Origin of the sequence: Mitsuaria sp. BK041 (assembly GCF_014193085.1) — a bacterium.
GTDB lineage: Bacteria > Pseudomonadota > Gammaproteobacteria > Burkholderiales > Burkholderiaceae_C > Roseateles.
On sequence record NZ_JACHYT010000001.1, the window covers coordinates 3,452,203 to 3,478,698 of the forward strand.

28 protein-coding genes are annotated in these 26,496 nt (G+C 68.7%); 8 read left to right on the forward strand and 20 right to left on the reverse strand.

The window, feature by feature from the left end:
• Positions 1-84: 84 nt before the first annotated feature.
• Genes tilS through cysS form a run of 4 tightly spaced genes read right to left on the reverse strand, consistent with a single transcriptional unit; the run spans position 85 to position 4,553 of the window.
• Positions 85-1,560: a tRNA lysidine(34) synthetase TilS gene (gene tilS, locus FHT38_RS14550; RefSeq protein ID WP_183492194.1), complete on the reverse strand. Its 1,476-nt coding sequence runs from the start codon at positions 1,558-1,560 to the stop codon at positions 85-87.
• Positions 1,529-2,500, reverse strand: coding sequence for an acetyl-CoA carboxylase carboxyltransferase subunit alpha (locus FHT38_RS14555; protein WP_091732330.1), 972 nt, complete (start codon positions 2,498-2,500; stop codon positions 1,529-1,531). The genes tilS and FHT38_RS14555 overlap by 32 nt, the downstream gene beginning before the upstream one ends.
• Positions 2,501-2,502: 2 nt before the next feature.
• On the reverse strand, positions 2,503-3,156 hold the full coding sequence (locus FHT38_RS14560) for a DNA-3-methyladenine glycosylase (protein WP_091732327.1): 654 nt from the start codon (positions 3,154-3,156) through the stop codon (positions 2,503-2,505).
• Complete coding sequence (gene cysS, locus FHT38_RS14565; RefSeq protein WP_183480732.1) at positions 3,156-4,553, reverse strand: cysteine--tRNA ligase; 1,398 nt, start codon at positions 4,551-4,553, stop codon at positions 3,156-3,158. The genes FHT38_RS14560 and cysS overlap by 1 nt, the downstream gene beginning before the upstream one ends.
• 193 nt (positions 4,554-4,746) lie before the next feature.
• Here cysS and FHT38_RS14570 point away from each other — a divergent pair, with 193 nt between their 5' ends.
• The 5 genes from FHT38_RS14570 (at position 4,747) to FHT38_RS14590 (ending at position 8,061) form a co-directional block, all read left to right on the forward strand.
• On the forward strand, positions 4,747-5,232 hold the full coding sequence (locus FHT38_RS14570) for a tetratricopeptide repeat protein (RefSeq protein WP_183480734.1): 486 nt from the start codon (positions 4,747-4,749) through the stop codon (positions 5,230-5,232).
• A gap of 101 nt (positions 5,233-5,333) precedes the next feature.
• Positions 5,334-5,909, forward strand: coding sequence for a peptidylprolyl isomerase (locus tag FHT38_RS14575; RefSeq protein WP_091732320.1), 576 nt, complete (start codon positions 5,334-5,336; stop codon positions 5,907-5,909).
• A gap of 12 nt (positions 5,910-5,921) precedes the next feature.
• The gene (locus tag FHT38_RS14580; protein ID WP_091732316.1) at positions 5,922-6,425 is read left to right on the forward strand and encodes a peptidylprolyl isomerase; all 504 of its coding nucleotides are present in this window, start codon (positions 5,922-5,924) and stop codon (positions 6,423-6,425) included.
• 23 nt (positions 6,426-6,448) lie between these two features.
• Positions 6,449-7,273, forward strand: coding sequence for a UDP-2,3-diacylglucosamine diphosphatase (locus tag FHT38_RS14585; protein ID WP_310737381.1), 825 nt, complete (start codon positions 6,449-6,451; stop codon positions 7,271-7,273).
• Positions 7,270-8,061, forward strand: coding sequence for a zinc-dependent peptidase (locus FHT38_RS14590; protein ID WP_183492195.1), 792 nt, complete (start codon positions 7,270-7,272; stop codon positions 8,059-8,061). Before FHT38_RS14585 ends, FHT38_RS14590 begins: the two co-directional genes overlap by 4 nt.
• Before the next feature lie 175 nt (positions 8,062-8,236).
• On the opposite strand, the gene clpA is transcribed toward FHT38_RS14590, so the two are convergent.
• Together clpA and clpS are read right to left on the reverse strand one after the other, a co-directional pair.
• On the reverse strand, positions 8,237-10,558 hold the full coding sequence (clpA, locus tag FHT38_RS14595) for an ATP-dependent Clp protease ATP-binding subunit ClpA (protein WP_091732310.1): 2,322 nt from the start codon (positions 10,556-10,558) through the stop codon (positions 8,237-8,239).
• Positions 10,555-10,923: an ATP-dependent Clp protease adapter ClpS gene (gene clpS / locus FHT38_RS14600; protein WP_091732307.1), complete on the reverse strand. Its 369-nt coding sequence runs from the start codon at positions 10,921-10,923 to the stop codon at positions 10,555-10,557. The genes clpA and clpS overlap by 4 nt, the downstream gene beginning before the upstream one ends.
• A gap of 178 nt (positions 10,924-11,101) precedes the next feature.
• On the opposite strand from clpS, the gene FHT38_RS14605 reads away from it, so the two are divergent.
• On the forward strand, positions 11,102-11,386 hold the full coding sequence (locus FHT38_RS14605; protein WP_091732303.1) for a cold-shock protein: 285 nt from the start codon (positions 11,102-11,104) through the stop codon (positions 11,384-11,386).
• A gap of 168 nt (positions 11,387-11,554) precedes the next feature.
• Here FHT38_RS14605 and icd read toward each other — a convergent pair whose 3' ends face one another.
• The 3 genes from icd to hemN all read right to left on the reverse strand — a co-directional run bounded on the left by icd (position 11,555) and on the right by hemN (position 15,118).
• Positions 11,555-12,808: an NADP-dependent isocitrate dehydrogenase gene (gene icd, locus FHT38_RS14610; protein WP_091732300.1), complete on the reverse strand. Its 1,254-nt coding sequence runs from the start codon at positions 12,806-12,808 to the stop codon at positions 11,555-11,557.
• Positions 12,809-12,915: 107 nt separating this feature from the next.
• A complete protein-coding gene (locus FHT38_RS14615) occupies positions 12,916-13,635 on the reverse strand; it encodes a sulfite exporter TauE/SafE family protein (protein ID WP_255488691.1) in 720 nt (239 codons plus the stop codon).
• 19 nt (positions 13,636-13,654) lie between these two features.
• Positions 13,655-15,118, reverse strand: coding sequence for an oxygen-independent coproporphyrinogen III oxidase (gene hemN / locus FHT38_RS14620; RefSeq protein WP_183492196.1), 1,464 nt, complete (start codon positions 15,116-15,118; stop codon positions 13,655-13,657).
• A 108-nt stretch (positions 15,119-15,226) separates the two neighbouring features.
• Here hemN and FHT38_RS14625 point away from each other — a divergent pair, with 108 nt between their 5' ends.
• Positions 15,227-15,976 (forward strand): cyclic nucleotide-binding domain-containing protein, encoded by a 750-nt coding sequence (locus tag FHT38_RS14625; RefSeq protein ID WP_183492506.1) that lies wholly within the window; start codon positions 15,227-15,229, stop codon positions 15,974-15,976.
• 25 nt (positions 15,977-16,001) lie between these two features.
• Here the strand turns inward: FHT38_RS14625 and FHT38_RS14630 are convergent, their stop codons facing one another.
• From FHT38_RS14630 to FHT38_RS14665, 8 genes are all read right to left on the reverse strand, one after another.
• A complete protein-coding gene (locus FHT38_RS14630) occupies positions 16,002-16,274 on the reverse strand; it encodes a hypothetical protein (RefSeq protein WP_091732289.1) in 273 nt (90 codons plus the stop codon).
• A 55-nt stretch (positions 16,275-16,329) separates the two neighbouring features.
• On the reverse strand, positions 16,330-17,757 hold the full coding sequence (gene ccoG, locus FHT38_RS14635; RefSeq protein WP_255488692.1) for a cytochrome c oxidase accessory protein CcoG: 1,428 nt from the start codon (positions 17,755-17,757) through the stop codon (positions 16,330-16,332).
• The gene (gene ccoP, locus FHT38_RS14640) at positions 17,744-18,646 is read right to left on the reverse strand and encodes a cytochrome-c oxidase, cbb3-type subunit III (RefSeq protein WP_183492198.1); all 903 of its coding nucleotides are present in this window, start codon (positions 18,644-18,646) and stop codon (positions 17,744-17,746) included. The genes ccoG and ccoP overlap by 14 nt, the downstream gene beginning before the upstream one ends.
• Positions 18,639-18,815: a cbb3-type cytochrome c oxidase subunit 3 gene (locus FHT38_RS14645; RefSeq protein ID WP_091732277.1), complete on the reverse strand. Its 177-nt coding sequence runs from the start codon at positions 18,813-18,815 to the stop codon at positions 18,639-18,641. Before FHT38_RS14645 ends, ccoP begins: the two co-directional genes overlap by 8 nt.
• Before the next feature lie 13 nt (positions 18,816-18,828).
• Positions 18,829-19,455 (reverse strand): cytochrome-c oxidase, cbb3-type subunit II, encoded by a 627-nt coding sequence (gene ccoO, locus FHT38_RS14650; protein ID WP_091732274.1) that lies wholly within the window; start codon positions 19,453-19,455, stop codon positions 18,829-18,831.
• Between the two features lie 25 nt (positions 19,456-19,480).
• A complete protein-coding gene (gene ccoN, locus FHT38_RS14655; protein ID WP_183492199.1) occupies positions 19,481-20,941 on the reverse strand; it encodes a cytochrome-c oxidase, cbb3-type subunit I in 1,461 nt (486 codons plus the stop codon).
• Between the two features lie 76 nt (positions 20,942-21,017).
• Positions 21,018-21,164 (reverse strand): cbb3-type cytochrome oxidase assembly protein CcoS, encoded by a 147-nt coding sequence (gene ccoS, locus FHT38_RS14660; protein ID WP_091732264.1) that lies wholly within the window; start codon positions 21,162-21,164, stop codon positions 21,018-21,020.
• Positions 21,165-21,204: 40 nt separating this feature from the next.
• Positions 21,205-23,565, reverse strand: a complete 2,361-nt coding sequence (locus FHT38_RS14665; protein WP_183492200.1) for a cation-translocating P-type ATPase — start codon at positions 23,563-23,565, stop codon at positions 21,205-21,207.
• 35 nt (positions 23,566-23,600) lie between these two features.
• On the opposite strand from FHT38_RS14665, the gene FHT38_RS14670 reads away from it, so the two are divergent.
• On the forward strand, positions 23,601-24,077 hold the full coding sequence (locus FHT38_RS14670) for a DUF192 domain-containing protein (RefSeq protein WP_183492201.1): 477 nt from the start codon (positions 23,601-23,603) through the stop codon (positions 24,075-24,077).
• Positions 24,078-24,179: 102 nt separating this feature from the next.
• On the opposite strand, the gene FHT38_RS14675 is transcribed toward FHT38_RS14670, so the two are convergent.
• From FHT38_RS14675 to FHT38_RS25090, 3 genes are all read right to left on the reverse strand, one after another.
• Positions 24,180-24,764, reverse strand: a complete 585-nt coding sequence (locus FHT38_RS14675; RefSeq protein WP_091732254.1) for a superoxide dismutase — start codon at positions 24,762-24,764, stop codon at positions 24,180-24,182.
• A gap of 115 nt (positions 24,765-24,879) precedes the next feature.
• Positions 24,880-26,244, reverse strand: a complete 1,365-nt coding sequence (gene xseA / locus FHT38_RS14680; RefSeq protein WP_183492202.1) for an exodeoxyribonuclease VII large subunit — start codon at positions 26,242-26,244, stop codon at positions 24,880-24,882.
• Positions 26,237-26,377, reverse strand: coding sequence for a hypothetical protein (locus tag FHT38_RS25090; protein ID WP_221213992.1), 141 nt, complete (start codon positions 26,375-26,377; stop codon positions 26,237-26,239). Before FHT38_RS25090 ends, xseA begins: the two co-directional genes overlap by 8 nt.
• Positions 26,378-26,496 lie beyond the last annotated feature (119 nt).

Below are 26,496 nucleotides of genomic sequence, written 5' to 3' on the forward strand. Positions count from 1 at the left end.
AGTGTCAGAGACTGCTGGTGGGACGCCCTGGCGGCGTCCGCGTTAGCGCGGGAAGGAGGTGCACCGCGACCACAGCGGGCGATTCTAAGACGCGCCCTTGCCCGCAACGTCGCTGCCCATGCGTGATCCGCATGCATCCGGCACCCATCGCAGCGTCATTTGTGCTTCTCCGGCGTCCGAACGCCAGCGCGCATCCAGGCCCAGGCCGGGCACGAAGAGCAGGCGTCCGTCGACGTAGACCAGGGGCCCTTCCCTCTGGACAGCGGGGATTCCCGCGCTCTGCCAGCATTTCTTCAGCGCCCGCGCGAGGCCCTTGGGATGCGACTGGAACTGCTCGCCGCCTTCGCGCCGGCGCAACTCGACATTGCTGAGCGCAGAAAGCGCGACGCCCCCCGTGGTCACGGGTTCGACATCGAATGCACCACCCCACGACGGGATCGGGTGGTGGCCGGCGCGCGCGAGGTCGAGGCGCTCGCGCGGCGCGGAGGGACTCATGGCGATGCCCAGTCCGATGAGCGACGCCGGCAACGCCTCCGCGCGCGCGAGAGGCGGCGTCTTCGAGCGGGCCTGCACGAAGAAGCGGCCGCGATAGAGGTGCAGTTCAGCATCGCCCATCGAGCTCGGAGCGCCCAGCGGCCATCGCGCCACCGTGGCAGCGGGCGCTTCGTCGAGGAGCCGTCGGATCAGCGTGGCCGGTGCCGCCCGTCCGGTGACGCGATGCAGCCAGGCCCGCAGCGCGTTGGTCGCGCGCGCCGGGCTGAGGGACGTCAGCATCGCCTGCGCGAGGCCGCTCGCATCGGCCCATCGCGCGAGATCATCCTCGGCCACCTCGCGCTGGAGTTCAACCGCTTCCTGCGCCCATCCAGCCGCGCGCACCAATGCGGTTTCCGCGCCCGCGCCCTGCGCCATCAGCGCCGGCCAGAGGGTCTGGCGCAGCCGGTTGCGCGCGAAGCGTGGATCGTCATTGCTGTTGTCGTCGACGAAGCGCAGCTGGTGCTCGTGGACATAAGCCTCGATCGCTTCCCGCGGATGGTCCAGCCAGGGGCGAGCCCAGCAGACACCGTCGCGCCACTGCGCGCGCGGCATCGAGGACAGGCCCGCGACACCGGCGCCCCGCAGGGCCTGCAACAGGAAGGTCTCGGCCTGGTCGCGGCGGTGGTGCGCCAGCAGCAGCAAGTCGGCGCCGGCGGCCAGAGCCAGGCGTTGCAGCGCCTCATAGCGGCCGGCACGGGCCCACGCCTCGGTGCTGTCGCCAGACGCCGGCGCGTCCGTCAGGCGTTCATGAACGAACTCCACCGGCAGCCCTTGCGCGGCCCACTCGGTCACCTGCTCGCGCAGCTGCGCGAGCCACGCGTCCGCGTGGGCGCTCAAGCCGTGATGGATGTGCAGCGCCACCACCCGGGCACCGAATGAACGGGCCGCGCTGGCGGTGGCATGGAGGAGCGCCGTCGAGTCGCGGCCGCCGCTGCAGGCGACCGCGATCACGCGGCGTGGTGCCGGATCGCCGAGGGTGGCGGATTCGGCGGGATCAGCGGCTCTTGGTGTCGCTGAATCGACCATAGGCCTGCAGGCGCTCGTAGCGGCGCTCCAGCAGATCCTTGGTCTTCAGGTCGGAGACCTGGCGCAGCGCATCACCAAGGGCGCGCTTCAGGTTCGAAGCCATCTGCTTCGGATCGCGGTGCGCGCCGCCGACCGGCTCGTTGACGATCTTGTCGATCAGGCCCAGGGCCTTGAGGCGATGCGCGGTGATGCCCAGGGCCTCGGCGGCCTCGGACGCGCGCGCGGCGGTCTTCCAGAGGATGGACGCGCAGCCTTCGGGCGAGATCACCGAGTAGGCGGAGAACTGCAGCATCAGCACCTGGTCGGCCACGCCGATGGCCAGCGCGCCGCCGGAGCCGCCCTCGCCGATCACCGTCGCGACGATGGGCACTTCCAGCTGGGCCATCTCGAAGATGTTGCGACCGATCGCCTCGGACTGCCCGCGTTCCTCGGCACCGATGCCGGGGTATGCGCCCATCGTGTCGATGAAGGTGAAGACCGGCAGGCCGAACTTCTCGGCCAGCTTCATCAGGCGCAGCGCCTTGCGATAGCCCTCCGGGCGCGGCATGCCGAAGTTGCGCAGCGTGCGCTCCTTGGCGTCGGCGCCGCGCTGGTGGCCGATGACCATGCAGGCCTGGCCATTGAAGCGTGCCAGGCCGCCGACGATCGCGGCGTCATCCGCGAAATGGCGGTCGCCGTGCAGCTCCTGGAATTCGGTGAAGACTTCGGCGCAGTAGTCCAGCGTCTGCGGACGTTGCGGATGGCGAGCCACTTGATAGACCTGCCACGGCAGGACATTCGCGTAGATGTCCTTCGTCAGCTGGTGGCTCTTCTTGCCCAGGCGGTCGATCTCCTCGGAGATGTCCACCGCGGACTCGCTCTGCACGTAGCGGAGTTCGTCGATCTTGGTTTCGAGCTCGGCGATGGGCTGCTCGAATTCGAGGAAGTGTTTCTTGCTCATTCTCAGTAATCCACGGGTAGCGGATCGAGGCTCCGCCAAATGTACCATGTGGCCACCGAGCGATACGGGGCCCAACCTTCGCCCAGTTCACGGGCCTCGGCCCGCGACACCGGCTCGTCACTGAAGTAGTGCTGGCTGATGCCTTTCAGCAATCCCAGGTCGTCCAGCGGCAGCACGTTCGGGCGCATCAGGTGGAAGATCAGGAACATCTCGGCCGTCCAGCGGCCGATGCCGCGGATCGCGACCAGTTCCTCGATGATGGCTTCGTCCTCCATCTGCGCCCATTGGCGCACATGGACCTGGCCCGACTCGAAATGCTGCGCCAGGTCGCTGAGGTACTCGACCTTGCGCACCGACAGGCCGACCTCGCGCAGCGCCGCCTTCTCCAGGCCCAGCACCTCGGTCGGCTTGATGCGGTTGGACGGCCCCGAGGTCAGCTCGGCGAACTTGTCCCACACGCTCTGCGCGGCCTTCACCGAAATCTGCTGACCGACGATCGAACGCGCCAGCGTGGTGAACGCGTCGCCGCGGCTCTGCAGCCGCGCTTCGCCGAATTGCGGGATCAGCTTCTTCATCACCCGGTCGCGCTTGACCAGGTGTCTGCAGGCCTCGTCCCAGTAGTCCGGGGTCACCCCGGCGGTCGCCACACGCGCCATCAGGCCTGCTCTCCCACCTTCGACGCGCGAACCCAGGTCGTGCCGGTGGCGGAATCCTTCAGCTCGATGCCCTGATCGAGCAGCGCCTTGCGGATGCGGTCGGCCTCGGCGAAGTCACGGCCCGCCTTGGCCGCGGCGCGCGCGGCGATCTGCGCCTCGATCGCGCCTTCGTCCAGACCGGCGCCGGCCTGCAGGAAGGCCTTGGGCGACTGCTGCAGCACGCCCAGCACGCCACCGAGCGCCTTGAGCAGCCCGGCATCCTGCACGGAGCGGTCGCGATTGACCTGGTTGGCCAACTCGAACAGCACGGCCAGCGCGCCCGGCGTGTTGAAGTCGTCGTCCATCGCGGCCTTGAAGGCGGCGGCCGGGCCCTGCGCCCAGTCGATGGCCACCTCCGCCGGCGTCACCGCGTCCAGCGCGGTGTAGAGCCGACGCAGCGCGGTGCGCGCGTCGTCCAGGCTGACGTCGCTGAAGTTGAACGGGCTGCGATATTGGGTGCGCAGCATGAAGAAGCGGATCGACTCGCCGTCGAACTTCTCCAGCACTTCCTGGATGGTGAAGAAGTTGCCCAGGCTCTTGGACATCTTCTCGCCGTCGATGTTCAGGAAGCCGTTGTGCATCCAGAGGTTGACGAAGGGATGGCCGAAGGCGCCCTCGCTCTGCGCGATCTCGTTCTCATGGTGCGGGAACTGCAGGTCCATGCCGCCGCCGTGGATGTCGAAGCGCTCGCCCAGCAGCGCGCAGCTCATCGCCGAGCACTCGATGTGCCAGCCGGGACGGCCTTCGCCCCAGGGGCTGGCCCACTTGGCCTCGGCCGGCTCGTCGGGCTTGGCCGACTTCCAGAGCACGAAGTCCAGCGGGTCGCGCTTGCCGTCGTCGACCGCGACGCGCTCGCCGGCGCGCAGCTGGTCCGGCGACTTGCCGCTGAGCTTGCCGTAGCCCTCGAACTTGCGCACCGCGTAGTTCACGTCGCCGCCGTCGGCGTGGTAGGCCAGGCCCTTGGCCTCGAGCTTGCCGATGATGTCCAGCATCTGCGGGACGTAGTCGGTGGCGCGCGGCTCGTGCGTCGGCGTGGCGATGCCCAGCGCCGCGAAGTCGCGGTGCATGGCCGCGATCATCTCGTCGGTCAGCTGGCGGATCGTGATGCCGCGCTCCAGCGCGCGGCGGATGATCTTGTCCTCGATGTCGGTGATGTTGCGCACGAAGGTGACGTCGTAGCCGCTGGCGGACAGCCAGCGATAGACGACGTCGAAGGCGAGGTTCATCCGCGCATGCCCCATGTGGCACAGGTCGTAGACGGTGATACCGCAGACGTACAGGCGGACCTTGCCCGGCTCGATCGGTTGGAAGGGCTGCAGCTGGCGGGTCAGCGTGTTGTAGATGCGCAAGGAAGACATACGTATGTCGCGCCGGGCCAGCGACGGGTCGCTGGGCGTCGGCGCATTCGACGGTGCGGTGCGGGTGGGGCGGAGGGCCGGCCGGGGGACGAGCGGGAGACGAAAGCTCGCTCTAGAATGCCCGGCAGTATAGCGGCCCGACTTTATGCCAAGACTCCCCGCCCTGTTCCGAGCCTGCTGCGTCGCCCTGGCGATGACCGGCGCGACCCTGACGCACGCCGCCGTGCTCGACGAGGCCCAGGCCCAGTGGGCCGCCGGCAAACGCGAGCAGGCCATCCAGACCGCCGAAGCCGGCCTCAAGACCACGCCCGACGACCCCCGCCTGCGCTTCGCGCTCGGCACCATGCTGCTGGAGACCCAGCAACTCGAGCGGGCCCGCGTGGTCTTCACCCGGCTGACCGAGGACTTCCCCGACCTCGCCGATCCCTACAACAACCTGGCCGTCATCCATGCGGCGCGCGGTGAATACGAGGCGGCGCGCCAGGCGCTGACCCGCGCGCTGGACCTGCAGCCGGACCATGCGCAGGCGCAGGAGAACATGGGCGACGTGCTCATGCGCCTGGCCCAGCAATCGTATGAACGCGCGCTCAAGCAGGCGCTGGGCGACGACACCGCGCTGAAGGTCAAGCTGCAGCGCGTCACCGCGTTCAACAACGCCAAGGGCGCCCAGCAGCGATGATCAGCGAGGGCGCGCCGACCGCGCGCCACGGCCCGCAAACCGCCGTACAGCGCCGCCCATCACCGCCCGCCCCTTCCGCCACCCCCACCGACACGAGGACCATGAGGACATCCCCACTCCTGCTCGCCGCCGGCGCCGCCGTGCTGAGCCTGGCGGCATCGCTCGCCCAGGCGCAGGTCGTCAAGCTGAACACCAGCGTCGGCGACATCAAGATCACGCTGGACGCCGAGAAGGCGCCCAAGACCGTCGCCAATTTCCTCGCCTACGTGAAGGCCGGCCATTACAACGGCGTGATCTTCCATCGCGTCATCGGCGACTTCATGATCCAGACCGGCGGCTACACGCCCGACCTGAAGCAGCGCCCGACCAAGGCGCCGATTCCGCTGGAGGCCGGCAACGGCCTGATGAACATCCGCGGCAGCGTCGCGATGGCGCGGACCAACGATCCGAACTCCGCGACCTCGCAGTTCTTCATCAACGTCGTCGACAACCCGGCCCTGGACCCCGGCTTCGCCGCCGACGGCCGCGGCTATGCGGTCTTCGGCTACGTGTCCGAGGGCATGGAGGTCGTCGACAAGATCCGGGCCGTGCCGACCGCGCCATCGCCCAAGAATCCGGCGTTCCAGAACCTGCCCGGCACGCCCATCCTCATCCACAAGGCCACCGTCGAGAAATAAGGAGTCACCGACATGAGCAAGAAAGTCGAACTGCACACCAACCAGGGTCTGATCACCCTCGAGCTGGATGACGCCAAGGCCCCCAAGACCGTCGAGAACTTCCTGGCCTACGTGGCCAAGGGCCATTACGACGGCACCATCTTCCATCGCGTCATCAAGGGCTTCATGGCCCAGGGCGGCGGCTTCGAGGAAGGCATGAAGCAGAAGCCCACCGACGCCCCGATCCAGAACGAGGCCAACAACGGCCTGAAGAACGACAAGTACACCGTGGCGATGGCGCGCACCAATGCGCCGCACTCGGCCAGCGCGCAGTTCTTCATCAACACCGTCGACAACGACTTCCTGAACTTCAAGAGCGAAAGCCCGTCGGGCTGGGGCTACGCGGTGTTCGGCAAGGTCGTCGGCGGCCAGGACGTCGTGGACAAGATCGAGAAGGTCAAGACCAGCCGTTCAGGCTTCCACGACGACGTGCCGGTCGACGCGGTCATCATCGAGCGCGCCGTCGCGGTCGAGTGAGTCGCGGTTCCGCCGCCCGCCCCGTGTCGCCCGCGCCCCGACTGCCGTCGCCCCTGGCGACGCTGCGGGCCGGGCCCGGCTGGCGGCGGATCGACCTGATCTCCGACCTGCACCTGTCGCCGGACATGCCGGCGACGCTGGCGCGACTGCGCGCCCACCTGTCGGCCACGCCCGCGGATGCGATCTTCCTGCTGGGCGACATCTTCGAGGCCTGGATCGGCGACGACGCGCGCTGGCAGGCCGGCACCTTCGAGCAATTCGCGCTCGAACTGCTGCGCGGGGTCTCCGCGCGCAAACCCCTCTTCTTCATGCACGGCAACCGGGACTTCGCGCTCGGCGAGCCGATGGCCGAGGACGCCGGCATGCGGCTGCTGCCGGACCCGGCGCGGCTGGAAGCCTTCGGACGCGGCTGGCTGCTGAGCCATGGCGATCAGCTCTGCCTGGGCGACGTCGGCTACCTGCGCGCCCGCGCGGTGGTGCGGCGCCCCGGGGTGCTGGCGGCGCTGCGCGCGATGCCGCTCTTCGCGCGACGCGCTCTGGCGCGACATCTGCGTGCGAAGAGCCGCATGCACCAGAGCGATCCCTCGACCTGGGCGGATGTCGACGACGACGCGGCCCGGGCCTGGCTGCGCGATGCCGGTTGCGACACGCTGATCCACGGCCACACGCATCGCCCGGCGCTCCACGACCTCGGCGATGGCCTCGCACGCGCGGTGCTGTCCGATTGGGACTACGACCACGGCCCCGGCCGCGGGGATGTGCTGGTGATGGACGCCCGGGGCCTGCATCGCATCGCGCCGTTGCACGCGGCCGCGCCGGACCCGCATGCAGGAGGCGGCTCGCCGTGATCGGCGACCTGCTCCAGCGCTGGCGCGCACGCCGCGAGCGCCAGCTGCTTGACCAGTACGCGATTCCCGACGAGCTCTGGACGCTGACGCTGTCGCAATACCCGTTCATCGCCCGGCGCTCCGAGGCGGACCGGACCGAGCTGCGCCGGCTCTGCTCGCTGTTCCTGGCGTCCAAGGAGTTCCACGGCGCCGGCGGCTTCGAGGTCACCGACGAGGTGGCCGTCGCCGTCGCCGCGCAGGCCTGCCTGCCGGTGCTGAAGCTGGGACTGTCCTGGTACGACGGCTTCGTCGGCATCGTCATGCACGAGGGCGAAGTGGTCGCCGCCCGCGAGACGATGGACGAGGACGGCGTGGTGCACGCGTACGACGAAACCCTGGCCGGCGAGGCGATGGAAGGCGGCCCGCTGATGCTCGCCTGGAGCGAGATCGCGCCCGAGGCGACCGAGCGCGTGGAAGGCCACGACTCGGTCTACAACGTCGTCATCCATGAGTTCGCGCATGTGCTCGACATGCGCGATGGAGAGCCCGACGGCGCGCCGCCCATCGACGACCCTGCCCTGCGGCAGCAATGGGGCGCGACGATGGAAGCCGAATGGCACTGGTTCTGCGACCAGGTCGATGCGGGGCATGCAACGCTCATCGATCCCTACGGCGCCGAGGCGCCCGAGGAATTCTTCGCCGTCGCCGTCGAGGCCTTCTTCGTCGCGCCGCGTGAGCTGCTCGCCGAGCAGCCGCGGCTGTATCGGCTCCTCGTCGGCTTCTTCAGGCAGGACCCGGCACGCGATTGAGCACCATCAAGGGAACCCGGGCCCCGTCTCCTCCGTCTCCCTCCTTTGGCGGCCGCCACGGCCGCCAAATTCCCTCCTTAAGCTGCGGAGACGGGGCCCGGGTTCCCTTGATGCGATACACCGAGCAGGCATGAAAAAGCCCGCGTGAGCGGGCTTTCGGTGGAGGGGGCGGGCGTCAGTCGGCCGTCGCCGGCTCCGCCTTGGGCTTGTTGTCCTTCTTGTTGGGCGTGATGTCGAGCTGGACCTCGCCCTTGTCGTCCACGTCCACGCTCAGGCGACCACCGTCGACCAGGCGACCGAACAGCAGCTCGTCCGCCAGCGCGCGCCGGATGGTGTCCTGGATCAGGCGCTGCATCGGACGTGCGCCCATCTGCGGATCGAAGCCCTTGGCCGCCAGGTGCTTGCGCAGCGCGTCGCTGAAGGTGACCTCGACCTTCTTCTCGGCCAGTTGGCTCTCGAGCTGCAGCAGGAACTTGTCCACCACGCGCAGGATGATGTCCTCGTTCAGCGCGCCGAAGTTGACGATGGCGTCCAGGCGGTTGCGGAACTCCGGCGTGAACAGCCGCTTGATGTCGGCCATCTCGTCGCCCTGCTCGCGCTTGGTCGTGAAGCCGATCGTCGACTTGGTCATCGCCTCCGCGCCCGCGTTCGTGGTCATGATGATGATCACGTTGCGGAAGTCGGCCTTGCGCCCGTTGTTGTCGGTCAGCGTGCCATGGTCCATCACCTGCAGCAGCACGTTGAAGACGTCCGGATGCGCCTTCTCGATTTCGTCGAGCAGCAGCACCGCGTGCGGCTTCTTGGTGATCGCCTCGGTCAGCAGGCCGCCCTGGTCGAAGCCGACATAACCCGGAGGCGCGCCGATCAGGCGGCTGACGGCGTGGCGCTCCATGTACTCGGACATGTCGAAGCGGATCAGCTCGATGCCCAGGATGTAGGCGAGCTGCTTGGCAACCTCGGTCTTGCCCACGCCCGTCGGACCGCTGAACAGGAAGGAGCCGATCGGCTTGTCCGGCTTGCCCAGGCCCGAGCGCGCCATCTTGATGGCCGCGGACAGCGCATCGATGGACGGATCCTGGCCGAAGACCACGCTCTTCAGGTCGCGGTCCAGGCTCTTGAGCTTGCCGCGGTCGTCCGACGACACCGAGGCCGGCGGAATGCGCGCGATCTTGGCGACGATGTCCTCGACCTCGGCGCGGGTGATGGTCTTCTTCTGCTTGCTCTTGGGCAGCACGCGCTGCGCGGCGCCAGCCTCGTCGATGACGTCGATCGCCTTGTCGGGCAGGTGACGGTCATTGATGTACTTGGCCGACAGCTCCGCCGCGGCCTGCAGCGCACCCAGCGCGTACTTGACGCTGTGGTGCTCCTCGAAGCGCGACTTCAGGCCCTTGAGGATCTCGACGGTCTGGTCCACGGTCGGCTCGACCACGTCGATCTTCTGGAAGCGCCGCGACAGTGCCGCGTCCTTCTCGAAGATGCCGCGGTACTCGCTGAAGGTGGTCGCGCCGATGCACTTGAGCTGGCCCGAGGACAGCGCCGGCTTGAGCAGGTTGCTCGCGTCCAGCGTGCCGCCCGAGGCCGCGCCGGCGCCGATCAGCGTGTGGATCTCGTCGATGAACAGGATCGCGCCGGGCTGGTCCTTGAGCTGCTTGATCACCGCCTTGAGGCGCTGCTCGAAGTCGCCGCGGTACTTGGTGCCCGCCAGCAACGCGCCCATGTCCAGCGAATAGACCACCGCCTCGGCCAGCACGTCGGGCACCTGCCCCTCGGTGATGCGCCAGGCCAGGCCTTCGGCGATCGCGGTCTTGCCCACGCCGGCTTCGCCCACCAGCAGCGGGTTGTTCTTGCGGCGGCGGCACAGCACCTGCACCACGCGCTCGACCTCGAGCTCGCGGCCGATCAACGGATCGATCTTGCCGTCGCGGGCGTGCTGGTTGAGGTTCTGGGTGAACTGCTCGAGCGGGCTGCCCTTGCCGCCGCCCTGGCCCTGGCCCTCGCCTTCCTCGCGTTCGGACTCGGCGCCATTGCCTTCCGGGCCCTTCGGGGGCTCGGGCGGCTCGCTCTTCTTGATGCCGTGGGCGATGAAGTTGACGACGTCCAGGCGGGTGACGCCCTGCTGGTGCAGGTAGTAGACCGCGTGGGAGTCCTTCTCGCCGAAGATCGCGACCAGCACGTTGGCACCGGTCACTTCCTTCTTGCCGTTGCCGGTGGACTGCACATGCATGATCGCGCGCTGGATCACGCGCTGGAATCCCAGCGTGGGCTGCGTGTCGACCTCGTCCGTGCCACCGACGGTGGGGGTGTTTTCCTTGATGAACTGCGCAAGCGACTTGCGCAGGTCCTCGATATTCGCTGCGCAGGCGCGCAGCACCTCGGCCGCGGACGGGTTGTCCAGCAGCGCCATCAGCAGGTGTTCCACGGTGATGAACTCGTGGCGCTGCTGGCGTGCCTCGACAAACGCCATGTGCAGGCTGACTTCAAGCTCTTGCGCAATCATGCGGCCTCCATAATGCACTGCAGGGGGTGACCGGCGCGCCGTGCGGCCGCCGACACCATTTCGACCTTGGTGGCCGCCACGTCCTTGGTGAATACACCGCAGACGCCGCGGCCTTCGTGATGGATCTTCAACATGATCTGGGTGGCCGTATCCAGGTCATGGCGGAAATACTCCTGCAAGACCATCACCACAAACTCCATCGGCGTGAAGTCGTCATTGAGCATCAGCACCTGATACAGGCGCGGAGGCTCCGTCTTCTGAGCGACACGCTCCAGCGTGGTGGAATTCCCACCCTCCTCCGTGCCCGGCGGCGGCGCGCCGCCAGGGGGACCCGCCGGGGGGAACTGTTGAGCAAACAAAGGCATGAGCCGATTCTATAAACAGCGGGAGCACCCTACATGGGGACGGGCCAACGCCCGTCAATGCCCCGAGTTTGTCACCTTCGCGGCGCCACACCCCGGGGAGTTCCTCAATTGACACTGGCTTGACACGGATTTGAGAATCCGCCCCGGTGCGAAAAAGACACCGGGATGGAGAAGAACGATGGCAACAGGCACGGTCAAGTGGTTCAACGATGCCAAGGGGTTTGGCTTTATTGAACCCGAACAAGGCGGAGGGGACGTTTTCGCCCATTTCTCGGCCATTCAGATGGACGGCTTCCGGACGCTGAAGCAGGGCTCCAAGGTGAGCTATGAATTGGTCCAGGGCCCCAAGGGCCAGCTGGCCCAGAACATCCGCCCGCTGGACGGCGGCGATGCGATGGAGGCGCCCCTGGGCATCCCGCTGATGGCGGACAACCTGGCCGGGCAACAGCAGGCCGCGGCGTGACCCGCCTGCGCTGATCCACCGCCCACAGCAAGGCCCGCGCGAGCGGGCCTTCTGCATTGGGATAACCGCCGGCCGCCGCCGGGCCGCCGTTCGCCGATTCCCAAAAAAGAAAACCCCGGCGGGTCAGGCCGGGGTCGCGGGTCGGGACCGGCTCACGCCGGCCTGGACTCACATGTTGTCAATCATGACCTGGCCGAAACCGGAGCACGACACTTGCGTCGCGCCGTCCAGCAGGCGGGCGAAGTCGTACGTGACCTTCTTCGACAGGATCGACTTCTCGATCGACGAGATGATCAGGTCGGCCGCTTCGGTCCAGCCCATGTGGCGCAGCATCATTTCAGCCGACAGGATCTCGGAACCGGGGTTCACGTAGTCCTTGCCCGCGTACTTCGGCGCGGTGCCGTGGGTCGCTTCGAACATGGCGACGGAGTCGCTCAGGTTCGCGCCCGGGGCGATGCCGATGCCGCCGACCTGGGCAGCCAGCGCGTCGGAGATGTAGTCGCCGTTCAGGTTCAGCGTCGCGACGACCGAGTACTCGGCCGGGCGCAGCAGGATCTGCTGCAGGAACGCGTCGGCGATGCTGTCCTTGACCACGATGTCCTTGCCGGTCTTCGGGTTCTTGAACTTGCACCACGGGCCGCCGTCGATCAGCTCGGCGCCGAATTCCTTTTGGGCCAGGGCGTAAGCCCAGTCACGGAAGCCACCTTCGGTGAACTTCATGATGTTGCCCTTGTGCACGATCGTGACGCTGGGCTTGTCGTTGTCGATCGCGTACTGGATGGCCTTGCGGACCAGGCGCTCCGTGCCTTCCTTCGACACCGGCTTGACGCCGATGCCCGAGGTTTCCGGAAAGCGGATCTTCTTGACGCCGAATTCCTCCTGCAGGAACTTGATCAGCTTCTTGGCCTTGTCGCTCTGGGCTTCGAACTCGATGCCGGCGTAGATGTCTTCCGAGTTCTCGCGGAAGATGACCATGTCGGTCTTCTCGGGCTCCTTGACCGGCGAGGGCACGCCCTTGAACCAGCGCACCGGGCGCAGGCAGACGTACAGGTCCAGTTCCTGGCGCAGCGCCACGTTCAGCGAGCGAATGCCGCCGCCCACGGGCGTCGTCAGCGGGCCCTTGATCGAGACGACGTAGTCCTTCAGGACCTGCAGCGTCTCCTCCGGCAGCCACACGTCGGGGCCGTAGACCTTCGTCGACTTCTCGCCGGCGTAGATCTCCATCCAGTGGATCTTCTTGGCGCCGCCGTAGGCCTTCGCCACAGCCGCGTCCACCACCTTGATCATCACCGGGGTGATGTCGAAGCCGGTGCCGTCGCCCTCGATGTAAGGAATGATCGGGTTGTTCGGAACGTTGAGCGAGAAGTCGGCATTGACCGTGATCTTCTGGCCGCCCTCGGGCACCTTGATGTGCTGGTACATGGAGTCGTCTCCGCGAATCGCGTGGGTGGGTGGGACAAACGGAAGCGCCGATTCTATGACAGCGAAACTTTCAATCGGCTGATGCCCCGGCCGGGGTCCTGGAGGCTTCACCCGCAGTACGCGCGGATCTGCGCCCACAGGCCGTGACCGAGCGCCCACAGGGCGCCGGCGGCGAGCATGACGCCGGAGAACCGGGTCGCGATTCGCACACCCGACCCGCCACTGGCGACACCCCGCTCGGCGCCGCCCAGGCGCGCCAGCAGCCAGGGGCCGGCGACCAGGCCCGGCGAGGAGCCAAGCGCGAAGGCCGCCATCACCGCCGCGCCCTGCCAGGGGCCGTCGGCCAGGGCGGCCACCGTCAGCGCCGATTGCAGGAGCCCGCAAGGCCAAGCCAGCCACGCCACGCCGGCCAGGCCCGCGCTGGCCGTCCGCGCGGGCGTGAACGCGACGCCGCCACCGGTCAACGCGCCGGCGGGGACGCTCAAGCGCGCTGGCGTTCGTCCTGTCCAGCGCCACACCGCCCACCCCGGCAGCTCCGCCCGCCAGGCGAGGAGCAGGCCGAACATCAGCGCGGCGAGCTGGACCACGAGCCACAGCGGGCGCAGCGCGCCGGAAGCGATCTCCCAGCGCAGCAGTCCGCCCACGCTGGCCGCGGCGACGGCCCCGCCCGCCGCGTAGCCCAGGAGCCGGCCGCCATGGAAGGCGGCGACACCGGCGCGCCGCCCACCAGAGACCACCGCGCATGGCGCGACGCACATGGCCGCGCAATGGACGCAGCCCACGATTCCCATGAGAAAGGCGGAGCCCGCCAGCGCCAGTGTCAGCATCCCGGCCTCTGGCGGCGCCTCAGAGGATGCGGGAGAAGCGCACCGGCGCCTCGGCCGCGGCGACGGATGCTTGCTCGCCAGCCATCGCCATCGGGGGCGTGTCGCGATCCACCGCCTTCAGGTAGCGGTCGAACACCATCGCCACCGCCCGGACGAAGAACCAGCCCATCGGCGTGACCTGCACGCCGCGCGCATTGACCGTCACCAGGCCGTCCGCCGCGAACTGTCGCAGGCGCTCGAGCTCCGGCGCGAAGTAATCCGCGACGACGATCCCGTGCGAGCGCTCGATCGGATCGAACTCGAGCCGGCCCTGGCACATCAGCGCCATGATCGCGTCGCGCCGCACCAGGTCGTCCTGGTCGAGCGTCAGCCCGCGCTCGACGGGCAGGCGTCCCTCGCGAAGGGCGGCGTAGTACTCGGGCAGCGTCTTGACGTTCTGCGCGAAGGAGGCACCGACCTTGGAGATCGCCGACACGCCCAGCGCCACCAAGTCGCAGTCCGGCTGGGTGCTGTAGCCCTGGAAGTTGCGATGCAGGCGCCCTTCCCGCTTGGCGACGGCGAGCGGATCGTCCGCCAGCGCGAAGTGGTCCATGCCGATGTAGCTGTAGCCACGGGCGATGAACCCGGCAATGGCGCCGGCCAGCATCCGCAGCTTGTCCGGGGCCGGCGGCAGCGCGGCGGTGTCGATGCGGCGCTGCGGCTTGAAGCGGTGCGGCAGGTGGGCGTACCCGTAGAGCGCGATGCGGTCGGGCCGCAAGGCGGCGACCTGGTCGATCGTCCGCGCGAAGGAGGTGGGCGTCTGGCGCGGCAGGCCGTGGATCAGGTCGACGTTGATCGAGCGGAAGCCCAGGTCGCGCGCGGCGCCCATCAGCGCCGTGACACTCTCCAGGCTCTGCTCGCGATGCACGGCCCGCTGCACGTCGGGATCGAAGTCCTGCACGCCGAAGCTCAGCCGGTTGAACCCCAGCGTGCGCAGGTGGCGCAGCCGCCCGACGTCGATCGTCCGCGGATCGACCTCGATGGAGATCTCGGCATCGGCCGCGAGGCGGAAGTGGCGATGCAGCAAGGCCATCAGCATCGACAGCTCGCGGTCGGTCAGGAAGGTCGGCGTGCCACCGCCGAAATGCAGCTGCGACACCAGCGCGCGCGCGCCGAGCCGCCGGTGTACCAGCGCCATCTCCGCCTCCAGCGCGTCGACATAGACCGCCGCGCGCTCGTGGTGGCGGGTGACCACCTTGTTGCAGGCGCAGTAGTAGCAGACCGACTCGCAGAACGGGATGTGGACATAGACCGACAGCGGCTGCGCCGCCGCGGGGCCGAACGCGCGCAGCGCCAGCGTCTCTCCATGACGTTCGGCATCGAGGCCTGCATGAAAGCGGTCAGCCGTCGGATAGGAGGTGTAACGCGGTCCGGCGATGTCGAACCGGCGCAGCAGATCGGCATCGGGGATGCTGCGGTCCCACGGGGTCGGATCAGGGTTCATGGGCGGCGATCCTCACCCTTTGCTGCCAAATCGTCATTGATTGATGTCATTGCCGGCGCCGGGGCCCCGACAAAGAATCCGCCGCTTCCTCGCATGCCTGACCGCCTCATGTCGAGCCGCATCCGACTTTCCCTGCCCCCCTCCGCGCCGCACGACCTCTTCAAGATCAGCTGCTCGACTTGCGCACTGCGCCAGATCTGCCTGCCGACCGGCCTGCCCGCCGCGGAGGTGCTGCAGCTCGAACGCATGGTGAGCGATCGGCGCGCGGTCGCGCGCGGAGCGGTGCTGTTCAAGACCGGCGACGTCTTCGAGGCGATCTACATCGTCCGCACCGGCTTCTTCAAGACCTCGGCGTCGGCGCAGGACGGCCGCGATCAGGTCACCGGCTTCCACATGGCCGGCGAGCTGCTGGGCCTGGACGGCATCTATGACGGCGCGCACGCGAGCCAGGCGGTCGCGCTGGAGGACTCGCAGGTGTGCGTCGTTCCCTACGGTCGGCTGGAGGACCTCACCCGCGAGTTCGACCGCCTGCAGCGCCAGTTCCATCGGCTGATGAGCCGGGAACTCGTGCGGGACCAGGCCATGATGGTGCTGCTCGGCTCGATGCGGGCGGAACAGCGCGTCGCCGCGTTCCTGATCAACCTGATGCGTCGGCTGCGCGCACGCGGCTTCTCGTCCTCCAGCGTCGTGCTGCGCATGACGCGCGACGAGATCGGCAGCCATCTGGGGCTCACGCTGGAGACGGTCAGCCGCACTTTCTCGCGCATGCAGGAGGACGGTGTGCTGGAGGTGCGGGCGCGCGAGTTGCGGGTCCTCAAGCCGCGCCGGCTGCTGCAACTGGTCCGCCGCGCCGTGTAGGCACGAGCCCGGACGCCGGGATCGATCAGGGGGTCTGCCCGCCCGTCGCCGCGTGGTTGCGCGCCTTCATCGCAGGGGCCATCGCGGCGTCAGCGCCTGCTTCCGCCGCCACACCGCTCCGATCGACGCCGTCCGACGACGGAACGACCGGGTCGGGATGCGTCAGCGCGAGCACCAGGGTGGCCACACCCGCCACCACGACCATGCCGGGCCCGCCGACCACCAGCCACATCATCGGATGCCGCCACCAGGGACCGCTGCCCGGCGTGTCCAGGTCGTTGATTCGTGTCGTCGTCATGGAAGCTCCCGCTGAAGGCCGGGGCGCCGACGAGGCGCCGGATCGGATGCCGCGCTCATCGCGGCACCATGAAAGTGGATTTCTCGAACAGTTCGCGTGCATCGCCGGCCCCCGACGGGCCGCCCGCCTCCACCCGGCGGATCGAGAACCGCATCGGATGCACGCCCGGTCCCAGCCGCCGCGCCTGCTCCGCGGGCAAACGCAGCGAGACGGTGACCCAGCGCGCCTCGGCGGGCGCCAGCGTCAATCGCCCGGTCGGTGCGGCGACCCGCAGGCCGGGGATGCCCTCGACGTCCAGCACGAACACCTGCGTCGATTCGGCGGCGTTCATCAATTGCAGGCGATAGACGTTCTCCACGACCCCGTCCTCGACCTCCCGCGCCAACGCGGCGCGATCGCGCACCACATCCACCTTGAAGGGCATCCGCACCGCCAGGCTCCAGACCAGCGCCGCCGACACGGCCAGCAGGATCCCGCCGTAGATCAGCACGCGGGGCCGCAACACACGTCGCCATTGGCGCGCGGCGCCCCAACGATGCTGCATGCCGTTCTGGGTCGCGTATCGGATCAGGCCGCGCGGATAGCCGAACTTGTCCATCACGTCGTTGCAGACGTCGATGCAGGCGGCGCATCCGATGCACTCGTGCTGCAGGCCCTTGCGGATGTCGATGCCGGTGGGGCACACGTGGACGCACTGCTGGCAATCGACACAGGCGCCGAGTCCGATCGTCGACAGGTCCGCCTTCTTCGAGCGCGGGCCGCGCGGATCGCCGCGCACGGCGTCGTAGCTGATGATCAGCGTGTCCCGATCCAGCATCGCGCTCTGGAAGCGGGCATAGGGACACATGTACTTGCAGACCTGTTCCCGCAGGTAGCCCGCATTGCCATAGGTCGCCAATCCATAGAACAGGATCCAGAAGACTTCCCATCCGCCGAGCGCCGCCTGCATGGCGTTCTCGCCCAGCACGCGGATCGGTTCGAAGTAGCCGACGAAGGTGAAACCGGTCCAGAGCGACACGGCCAGCCACGCGGCGTGTTTCGCCGTCTTTCGCCCCAGCTTGCCAAACGACCAGACCGCCTTGTCGAGACGGATGCGCGCCGCGCGGTCGCCCTCGGTGTGCCGCTCGATCCACAGGAAGATCTCGGTGTAGACCGTCTGGGGGCAGGCGTAGCCGCACCACAGCCGGCCCGCCACCGCGGTGAAGAAGAACAGCCCGAAGGCCGACACGACCAGCAAGGCGGTCAGGTAGATGAAGTCCTGCGGGTACAGGATCAGGTCGAAGATCAGGAAGCGCCGCGCGTCCAGATCGAACAGGACGGCCTGGCGACCGTTCCAGCTCAGCCAGGGCAGCCCATAGAACAGCAGCTGCGTCGCCCACACCAGCGCCCAGCGCCAGAAGGCAAACCACCCATGCACCGCGCGGGGATAGACCTTCGCCTCGGAGGCATACAGCGAGATCGTCTTGAGCTCAGGGGCGCTCATGGGACAGCCCCCAGACATAGGCCGCCAGCACGCGGATCTGCTCGGGGCTGAGCCGGGAGCCGTGCTCCGGCATGTGGCTGTGCTTGCCGTTGTTGATCATCGCGACGATCGCGGGCTCGCCCCAACCGTGCAGCCAGACCTTGTCGGTGAGGTTGGGAGCGCCCAGCGCCTGATTGCCGCGGCCGTCCATGCCGTGGCAGGCGGCGCAGGCGGTGAATCTGGATTTGCCCAGCGCAGCCGCCACCGAGTTGTGCGGACTGCCTGACAGGCTCAGCACGTAATGCGCCAGGTTGCGCACATCCTCGCCGTTGCCGACCGCCGCCGCCATCGGTGGCATCGTGCCTTCCCGGCCACGCGTGATCGTCTCGATGAGGGTCTCGCCGCTGCCGCCATACAGCCAGTCGTTGTCGGTCAGGTTCGGGAAGCCTTTGGACCCCTTGGCGTCGGAGCCATGGCAGGTGGCGCAGTTGTTGGCGAACAGGCGTTCGCCGATGCCCATCGCCTGCGGATCCCTGGCCACGGTTTCCACCGGCAGCCCGTCGAACCTGGCGTAGATCGTCCGCATGGCCTCGCGGGCCTTGGCCTGCTCGGCCTCGAATTGGCCGGTGCTCGACCAGCCCAGCCGACCGGCGTAGCCGCCCAGACCCGGATACAGCGCCAGATAGAGCACCGAAAAGACCACCGTCAGCACGAACAGCACCATCCACCAGCGAGGCAGCGGGTTGTTGAGCTCCCGGATGTCCTCGTCCCAGACATGGCCGGTGGAGTTGTCGGCGGCCATCACCTTGCGGCGGCTGGCGATGATCAGCAGGGCCAGGCACAGGGCCAGGCCCAGCACGGTGGCGGCGGCCACGAACAGCGACCAGCCGTTCGAAACGAAATCACTCATGACGACCTCCTTGGAGCGCCACGTCCTCGTCCGACAGGACGAGCGCCCCCTGGTCTTCGAATCGTTCCCGGTTGCGGCGGGCATAGGCCCAGCCCACGATGCCGGCGAACACCAGCAGCGACAGCACGGTCACCGCGGAGCGCAGCACATTCACATCGATGTCAGGCATGACGGCGCTCCGATCAGGGCTTCAGCGCGGTGCCCAGCACCTGCAGGTAGGCGACGACGGCATCCATTTCGGTCTTGCCCTGGACTTCGGCGCCGGCCTGGGCGATCTGCTCGTCCGTGTAGGGCACCCCGACAGTCCGCAGCGCGCGCATCTTGGGCGCGAGGTCCTTCGGATCGAGCGCCGCGCCCGACAACCAGGCGTAGGCCGGCATGTTGGACTCGGGCACCAGGTCCCGCGGATTGGTCAGGTGCAGGCGGTGCCACTCGTCGCTGTACTTGCCGCCGACCCGGGCCAGGTCGGGGCCGGTGCGCTTGCTGCCCCACTGGAAGGGGTGGTCGTAGACGAACTCGCCGGCGACCGAGTAATGCCCGTAGCGCAGCGTCTCGGCGCGCAGCGGGCGGATCATCTGGGAGTGGCAGTTGTAGCAACCCTCGCGGATGTAGACATCGCGGCCGGCGAGCTGCAGCGGCGAATACGGCTTCAGATGCTCGACGGCCTGCGTGGTCGAGCGCTGGAAGAACAGCGGGACGATCTCGACGATGCCGCCGACGATCACCGTCAGCAGCACCAGCACGATCATCAGGAAGTTGCTGGTCTCGATGCGCTCGTGACCGGTGGCGGGGGCATGGGCGTTGGCCATGACGTGCTCCTTGGGGTCCGGGCGTTCAGGCGGCGGCCGCGAACGCGGCGCCGGGAATGGGATGGCGGGCCGGGCGGCCGACTCGGACCGTCATCACGACGTTCCAGGCCATCAGGCACATCCCGCTCAGGTACAGCAGGCCGCCCAGCAGCCGCACCACGTAGAACGGGTAGGTCGCCTTGACGCTCTCGGCGAAGGTCCAGGTCAGCGTGCCGTCCGGATTCACCGCGCGCCACATCAGGCCCTGCATGACGCCGGCGATCCACATCGCGGCGATGTAGAGCACGATGCCCAGCGTGGCGATCCAGAAGTGCAGTTCGATGGCGCGCTTGGAATACATCTCCACGCGGCCGTACATGCGGGGGATGAGGTGGTACAGCGCCCCCATCGAGATGAAGCCCACCCAGCCCAGCGCGCCGCTGTGCACGTGGCCGACGGTCCAGTCGGTGTAGTGGGAGAGCGCGTTGACGGTCTTGATCGACATCATCGGCCCCTCGAAGGTCGACATGCCGTAGAACGACAGCGCCACGATCAGGAACTTCAGGATCGGGTCGTCGCGCAGCTTGTGCCACGCGCCGCTGAGCGTCATGACCCCGTTGATCATCCCGCCCCAGCTCGGCGCCAGCAGCACCAGCGAGAACAGCATGCCGACGCTCTGCGCCCAGTCCGGCAGCGCGGTGTAGTGCAGGTGGTGGGGGCCCGCCCACATGTAGGTGAAGATCAGCGCCCAGAAGTGGACGATCGACAGCCGGTAGCTGTAGACCGGCCGGTTCGCCTGCTTGGGGATGTAGTAGTACATCAGGCCGAGGAAGCCGGCCGTCAGGAAGAAGCCGACCGCGTTGTGGCCGTACCACCACTGCACCATGGCGTCCTGGACGCCGGCATAGGCGGAGTAGCTCTTGGTCAGCGAGACCGGGATCTCGGCGCTGTTGACGATGTGCAGCAGCGCCACCGCGATGATGAAGGCGCCGAAGAACCAGTTGGCCACGTAGATGTGGCGCACGCGACGAACGCCGATCGTGCCGAAGAAGACGATCGCGTAGGCGACCCAGACCACGGCGATCAGGAGGTCGATGGGCCATTCGAGTTCGGCGTATTCCTTGCCGGTGGTCAGGCCCAGCGGCAGGGTGATCGCGGCGAGCACGATGACGACCTGCCAGCCCCAGAAGGTGAACCACGCCAAGGCGGGGGCGAACAGCTTCACATGGCTGGTGCGCTGGACGACGTGGAAGGCGGTGGCCATCAGCACGCAGCCGCCGAAGGCGAAGATCACCGCGTTGGTGTGCAGCGGCCGGAGCCGGCCGTAGCTGAGCCAGGGAATGCCGAAGTTCAACTCCGGCCAGGCGAGCTGCGCGGCGATGACCACGCCGACCAGCATTCCCACCACGCCCCACAGCACCGCCGCCAGCGCGAAGGCGCGGACCACGCCGTCCTCGTAGCTGGGCGCGCCTGAGCGTGCTCCCGTTGACTCTGATTTGCTTGCCATGCTGGCTCCTCGAGGCGCTCTTCGCGCGATTGGCGGCGATTGTTCGGCGCCTGGTTCGCCAGCGTGTTGATGACGGTCAAGCTCCGGCGTCGTCCTCGAGGATTCGTTGACCTTCCCGGTCCAGCGACTCGAGCTGTCCGTCCTGCACGGCCCAGCCGAACACCATCAGCACCAGCAGGACCAGCACGACCGAGAACGGGATCAGCAGGTAGAGGATGTCCATGTGCGGGTTCCGGAACGATGTCGAGGCGTCGGGGGCGGCCTCACCGACGGAAGGTCGTGTCGCGTCCGAGGCGTGCGGCGTTGGCCACCACCAGCAGCGAACTCGTCGCCATGCCCAGGCCCGCTGCCCACGGCGGCAGCCAGCCCACCAGCGCCATCGGCACGCACGCCGCGTTGTAGAGCGCCGACCAGGCCAGGTTCTGGCGGGCCACCTGGCGCGTTCGCCGGGCCAGACCGAGCGCGGTGGTGATCGCGCCGAGCCGGTCCGACACCAGCAGCGCGTCGGCGCGCGACTTGGCGAGGTCGGCGCCCTGCCCCATCGCCACCGAGACCTGCGCACGCGCGAGCACCGGCGCGTCGTTGATGCCATCGCCGATCATCAGCACGCGATGGCCGCAGGCCTGCAAGGCGGCCACATGGGCCAGCTTGTCTTCGGGACTCGCGCCGCCGCGCCATCGCACCGGGCCGACCTGGTCCGCGATCGCGGCCACGCGCTCGGGTGCATCGCCGGACAGCAGATGTACCTCCAGCCCGCGCTCGCGCCAGGCGCTCACCGCCGGCCGCGCATCGTCGCGCAGCGCCTCGTCGAACTGCCAGGCGGCCCGGGCGATGCCGTCACAGGCGAGCACGACCTGCGCATCGGCCACGCCGGTTCGCCGCTCCTGCGGCTCGAAGTGCGTCAGCGCCCAGCGCGGCGCGCCGAGCCGCCATCGCCGCCCATCGTCGGCCAGCGCTTCCAGGCCACGACCGCTGAACTCTTCGATCACCCACTGCTTTGCCGACGGCGACGCGGGCGGAGCGTCGAGGTCGGATTCCAACGCTCGCGCGAGCGAGCGCGCCAGCGGATGGTGCGACGCGCCGGCCAGCGCGAGCGCCGCCGACCGCGCGTCGGCGTCGAGCGCGTCGGGCCATTGGCGTCTTGGCCGCGGCGATGGATCGGTCAGCGTGCCGGTCTTGTCGAGGACGACGACGTCGATGTCGGCCAGCGTCTCGATCGCCTCGAGCCGCGACAGCAACAGCCCGCGTCGCGCCAAGGTGCCGGCGGCGGCCAGCCAGACCGCCGGCGCCGCCAGCGACAGCGCGCAGGGACAGGTCACGATCAGCACGGACACCGCCACGGCCACCGCCCGCGAGGGATCGATCAGCTGCCACGCGAGCGCCGCCAAGCCGGCCAGTACGAGCACCGCCGCCAGGAACCATCCCGCCACGCGGTCGGCCATGCGCAGCGTCGCCGGGCGGTCCTGGAAGGCCTGCGTCATCAGCTGGCGGATGCCGGCCAGCCGGGTCTGCTCGCCCACCTGCCGCACGCGCAGCATCAGCACGCCCTGGAGGTTCAAGCTGCCGGCGAGCACCTCGTCGCCGGGCACCTTCGCGACCGGTCTGGACTCGCCGGTGAGCAGCGACTCGTCCACCGCGCCAGCCCCGGCATCCACCGTGGCATCGGCGGGAATGCGCTGCCCGGCTGACACGCGCACGAGGTCTCCCGGCGCCAGCTGCGCCACGGGCACCGTTTCGACGCTGCCGTCCGGCTTCTGGCGCTCGACCCGCTCCGGCAGTTCGCCGGCCGCCTGCTCGAGCGCTTGCGCAGCGCGGTGCCGCGCGCGGAGTTCCAGGTATCGCGCGCCCAGCAGGAAGGCCACGAACATGGTGATCGAGTCGAAGTAGACCTCGCGCCCGAAGAGCCCGCCCGGATCGAGCGTCGCGCCGCTGCCAGCGACGAAGGCGACCGCCAATCCCAGGGCCACGGGCACGTCCATGCCGATGCGGCGCTGGCGCAGCTGCGAGGCCGCGGCCTGGAAGAACGGGCCCGCCGCCAGCAGCATGACCGGCAGCGTCAACACCCATTGGCCCCAGCGCAGCAGGGCCGCCTGGTCCGGCGCCATCTCGCCGGGCGCGGCCACGTAGGACGGCCATGCCAGCATCATCACCTGCATCATCAGGAAGCTCGCCACGAACAGCCGCCAGACGGCCTGTCGGTGCTCGCGCCGGCGCAGTTCGCGCGCGGGCCCGGCGAGGTCAGGGGCGAGGTCGTAGCCGGCGGCCCTCAGCGATTGCCGCAGCTCCTCGAACGGGACGTCCGCCGGCGACCAGTCCAGCAACAAGGTCTGGGTGGAGGCGTTCACCTGCGCCGTGTGAACCCCGCGGCGCGACTGCAGCGTGGTTTCGATCAGCCCGGCGCAGGCGGCGCAATGCATGCCCGAGAGCCGCAAGCGCGTGCGCGCGATGCGCTCGCCGCCCGTTGCCGCGTGCCATTGCGTGACGGGGCGCAGCGCTTCGTCGAGCCCATCGGGCGCCGAGGACGCCGCCGGCGTCAGCGGCGCGTCGCGGCGGGGGCGATTGGCGGGCCGGATGTCGGCGCCCCGGGCGCCGGCATCGGCCGAGGCGGCGGGGGCGGGCAACATGGCCGCGATAATCCGCCCATCCTCGAGGTCTCGCCATGCTCAATATCAAACGCGCCGCATCGTCCGCCGCCCTGTCGACCGCCCTGTTGATCACCGCGCTGTCGGCCGCCGCGCCCGCCCTGGCCCAGCAGATCCCGCAGACCGGCCTGCCGGTCGTCGAGCTCGGCGCGGGCATGCACCTGATCCATGCCGAGGTCGCCCGCACCGACGAGCAGCGCGCCATCGGCCTGATGGCCCGCAAGGAGATGGCGCCCAACGCCGGCATGATCTTCGTGTTCGAACAGCCCGCGCAGCAATGCTTCTGGATGCGCAACACGCTGATCCCGCTGTCGGCCGCGTTCGTCGCCGACGACGGCACCATCGTCAACATCGTCGAGATGCAGCCGTTGTCCGACGCCTCGCACTGCTCCGCCAAGCCGGTGCGTTACGTGCTGGAAATGAACAAGGGCTGGTTCGACAAGCGCGGCCTGAAGGCCGGCTCCAAGCTGCGCGGCGGCCCCTGGCCCAAGTGAAGCGAAGCCGCGAGGTCGCGGCGCCGCCTGAAACGACAACGGCCCGGGAGCGATCCCGGGCCGTTGGTCCATCCGGCGCCCGCTCGCGCAGGCGCCGCGGCTTCAGTTGCCGAAGTTGGCTTGCGCGAAGTCCCAGTTGACCAGGCTCTTCAGGAAGGTCTCGACGAACTTCGGACGCGCGTTGCGGTAGTCGATGTAGTAGGCGTGTTCCCACACGTCGATGGTCAGCAGCGCGGTGTCGGCGGTGGTCAGCGGCGTGCCGGCGGCGCCCGTGTTGACGATGTCGACGCTGCCGTCGGCCTTCTTCACCAGCCAGGTCCAGCCGGAACCGAAGTTGCCGACGGCGCTCTTCTGGAAGGCTTCCTTGAAGGCATCGACGCTGCCCCACTTGGCATTGATCGCGTCAAGCAGCTTGCCGGTCGGCGCGCCGCCGCCGTTGGGCTTCATGCAGGACCAGAAGAAGGTGTGGTTCCAGATCTGGGCGGCGTTGTTGTAGATCGGACCGCTCGAGGTCTTGACGATCTCTTCCAGCGTCTTGCTTTCGAACTCGGTGCCCTTCTGCAGGTTGTTCAGGTTGTCCACGTAGGCCTTGTGATGCTTGCCGTGGTGGTACTCGAAGGTCTCGGCGCTGATGTGCGGCTCCAGCGCCTTCTTGTCGTACGGCAGCTCGGGCAGGACGTGTTCCATGAGGGACTCCTAATCGGTTGGTGGTGGGACGGATGTCGCGGGCGATTGTAGGCAGCGAAATCATGCCCCTGCCGGGAGCACGCGTACCCCGCCGCCCCGGGGCGCAGGCCGCCCCTCAGCGCTCCCGGCGGGCGATGCGCCCGACCCGCAGGTCGGCCTCGCCGTCGGCCAGCACGGCGCGCAAGTCCTGGCCCTCGTGGAGCTGGTCCACCGAACCGAGCGCCCGGCCCTGGCCGTCGTCCAGCCAGGCATAACCGCGCGCCAGCACCTGGCGCGGGTCGAGCGCCTGAAGGCGCGCCGCCAGCCCCTCCAGCCGCTGGGCGCCGCGCTGCGCCTGTTGCGGCAGCGCGCGGTCCAGCCGCTGCGCCAGGTGCCGCAGCCGCTGCTGTTCCAGGGCGGCGGCGCGGGGCGCGACCTGGGCCAGGCGCTGCGCGAAGTGGCGCAGGCGCTGGGTCTCCATCGACACGGTGCGCGGCGCGACCTGCCCCAGCCGCTGCGACAGCAGATCGAGCCGCCGGCGCTGTCGCGCCAGCGCGTCGCCCGGCCGCGCCAGCCGCAGCGCGAGCCGGTCCAGCCGCTGCGCCGCCGCGTCCAGGCGTTGCTCGACACGGCGCCGCAGCTGCCGCTCCAGCGCATCCAGGCTGTCCAGGCATTGCTGGCGTGCCACGGTCGCCAGCTCCGCGGCGGCGGTCGGCGTCGGCGCCCGCAGGTCGGCCGCCAGGTCGGCGAGGGTGATGTCGGTCTCGTGCCCGACGCCGCAGATCACCGGCAGCGCCGATTCGCCCACCGCCTGCACGACGCGCTCGTCGTTGAAGGCCCAGAGGTCCTCGAGCGAACCGCCACCGCGCACGAGCAGCAGCACCTCGGCGTCGGCACGGGCGTTCGCCGCGGCCAGCGCGCGAACGATGGCCGGCGGGGCCTCGCTGCCCTGCACCAGCGTCGGGTAGATGAACACCCGCGCATGCGGCGCGCGCCGGCGCAGCGCCGTGAGCACGTCATGCAGGGCCGCGCCGCCGGTCGAGGTGATCACGCCGATCCGGCGCGCGTAGGGCGGCGGGCGGCGCTTGCGGTCGGGATCGAACCAGCCCTGCGCCTCCAGCCGCGCCTTCAGGCGCAGGAACTGCTCGTACAGCGCGCCCTCGCCGGAGCGCCGCATCGCCTCGACGATGAATTGCAGTTCGCCGCGCGGCCCGTAGAGGTCGAGCCGGCCTCTCAGCTCGACGGTCATGCCGTCGCGCGGCGCGAAGTCGACCATCGAGGCGGCGCGCCGGAACATCGCGCAGCGCAGCATCGCCGGTTGGCCGTCGGCATCCTTCAGGCTGAAGTAGCAGTGGCCGCTGGCCGCGCGGGTGAAACCCGACAGCTCGCCTTGCACCGTCACGACGGGGAATCTGGCCTGCAATGCGTCGGAAAGGGCCGTCAACAGGGCCGCGACCCCCCAGACCATCCGTGGCGATGCGGGTTGTGGGGCGTCAATCATGCGCAAACCCAGCAATGGCGCGGGTCGGGAACTCCACAGCCGCGCCAATGCTGGCTCCGCAGGCCATATTGCCCGTCATGCCCGCGTCACATATCGATAAGCGCTTGTTTTTCAAAAGCTTTTTCCTGCTCATTTTTGAAGCAGGCTAATCCTTGCCGTTTGCTGACGGGCCCTGGCGCGGTTCCGCGACCAGTTGCCCACAAAGTTATCCACAGGTTCGGTGGATGTTTGTAAGGGCTTGTGATGAGGGGC

What these genes read in the sequence shown, in the direction of transcription:
- FHT38_RS14555 (WP_091732330.1), bottom strand. Translation starts at nt 2,500, where the DNA reads ATGAGCAAGAAACACTTCCTCGAATTCGAGCAGCCCATCGCCGAGCTC.
- hemN (WP_183492196.1), bottom strand. Translation starts at nt 15,118, where the DNA reads ATGAACCCTGATCCGACCCCGTGGGACCGCAGCATCCCCGATGCCGAT.
- FHT38_RS14570 (WP_183480734.1), top strand. Translation starts at nt 4,747, where the DNA reads ATGACCGGCGCGACCCTGACGCACGCCGCCGTGCTCGACGAGGCCCAG.
- FHT38_RS14560 (WP_091732327.1), bottom strand. Translation starts at nt 3,156, where the DNA reads ATGGCGCGTGTGGCGACCGCCGGGGTGACCCCGGACTACTGGGACGAG.
- icd (WP_091732300.1), bottom strand. Translation starts at nt 12,808, where the DNA reads ATGTACCAGCACATCAAGGTGCCCGAGGGCGGCCAGAAGATCACGGTC.
- FHT38_RS14605 (WP_091732303.1), top strand. Translation starts at nt 11,102, where the DNA reads ATGGCAACAGGCACGGTCAAGTGGTTCAACGATGCCAAGGGGTTTGGC.
- FHT38_RS14615 (WP_255488691.1), bottom strand. Translation starts at nt 13,635, where the DNA reads ATGCTGACACTGGCGCTGGCGGGCTCCGCCTTTCTCATGGGAATCGTG.
- cysS (WP_183480732.1), bottom strand. Translation starts at nt 4,553, where the DNA reads ATGTCTTCCTTGCGCATCTACAACACGCTGACCCGCCAGCTGCAGCCC.
- FHT38_RS14665 (WP_183492200.1), bottom strand. Translation starts at nt 23,565, where the DNA reads ATGTTGCCCGCCCCCGCCGCCTCGGCCGATGCCGGCGCCCGGGGCGCC.
- FHT38_RS14580 (WP_091732316.1), top strand. Translation starts at nt 5,922, where the DNA reads ATGAGCAAGAAAGTCGAACTGCACACCAACCAGGGTCTGATCACCCTC.
- FHT38_RS14670 (WP_183492201.1), top strand. Translation starts at nt 23,601, where the DNA reads ATGCTCAATATCAAACGCGCCGCATCGTCCGCCGCCCTGTCGACCGCC.
- xseA (WP_183492202.1), bottom strand. Translation starts at nt 26,244, where the DNA reads ATGATTGACGCCCCACAACCCGCATCGCCACGGATGGTCTGGGGGGTC.
- ccoG (WP_255488692.1), bottom strand. Translation starts at nt 17,757, where the DNA reads ATGAGCGCCCCTGAGCTCAAGACGATCTCGCTGTATGCCTCCGAGGCG.
- ccoO (WP_091732274.1), bottom strand. Translation starts at nt 19,455, where the DNA reads ATGGCCAACGCCCATGCCCCCGCCACCGGTCACGAGCGCATCGAGACC.
- FHT38_RS25090 (WP_221213992.1), bottom strand. Translation starts at nt 26,377, where the DNA reads ATGAGCAGGAAAAAGCTTTTGAAAAACAAGCGCTTATCGATATGTGAC.
- FHT38_RS14625 (WP_183492506.1), top strand. Translation starts at nt 15,227, where the DNA reads ATGTCGAGCCGCATCCGACTTTCCCTGCCCCCCTCCGCGCCGCACGAC.
- ccoP (WP_183492198.1), bottom strand. Translation starts at nt 18,646, where the DNA reads ATGAGTGATTTCGTTTCGAACGGCTGGTCGCTGTTCGTGGCCGCCGCC.
- FHT38_RS14575 (WP_091732320.1), top strand. Translation starts at nt 5,334, where the DNA reads ATGAGGACATCCCCACTCCTGCTCGCCGCCGGCGCCGCCGTGCTGAGC.
- ccoS (WP_091732264.1), bottom strand. Translation starts at nt 21,164, where the DNA reads ATGGACATCCTCTACCTGCTGATCCCGTTCTCGGTCGTGCTGGTCCTG.
- FHT38_RS14675 (WP_091732254.1), bottom strand. Translation starts at nt 24,764, where the DNA reads ATGGAACACGTCCTGCCCGAGCTGCCGTACGACAAGAAGGCGCTGGAG.
- clpA (WP_091732310.1), bottom strand. Translation starts at nt 10,558, where the DNA reads ATGATTGCGCAAGAGCTTGAAGTCAGCCTGCACATGGCGTTTGTCGAG.
- FHT38_RS14630 (WP_091732289.1), bottom strand. Translation starts at nt 16,274, where the DNA reads ATGACGACGACACGAATCAACGACCTGGACACGCCGGGCAGCGGTCCC.
- clpS (WP_091732307.1), bottom strand. Translation starts at nt 10,923, where the DNA reads ATGCCTTTGTTTGCTCAACAGTTCCCCCCGGCGGGTCCCCCTGGCGGC.
- ccoN (WP_183492199.1), bottom strand. Translation starts at nt 20,941, where the DNA reads ATGGCAAGCAAATCAGAGTCAACGGGAGCACGCTCAGGCGCGCCCAGC.
- FHT38_RS14645 (WP_091732277.1), bottom strand. Translation starts at nt 18,815, where the DNA reads ATGCCTGACATCGATGTGAATGTGCTGCGCTCCGCGGTGACCGTGCTG.
- tilS (WP_183492194.1), bottom strand. Translation starts at nt 1,560, where the DNA reads ATGGTCGATTCAGCGACACCAAGAGCCGCTGATCCCGCCGAATCCGCC.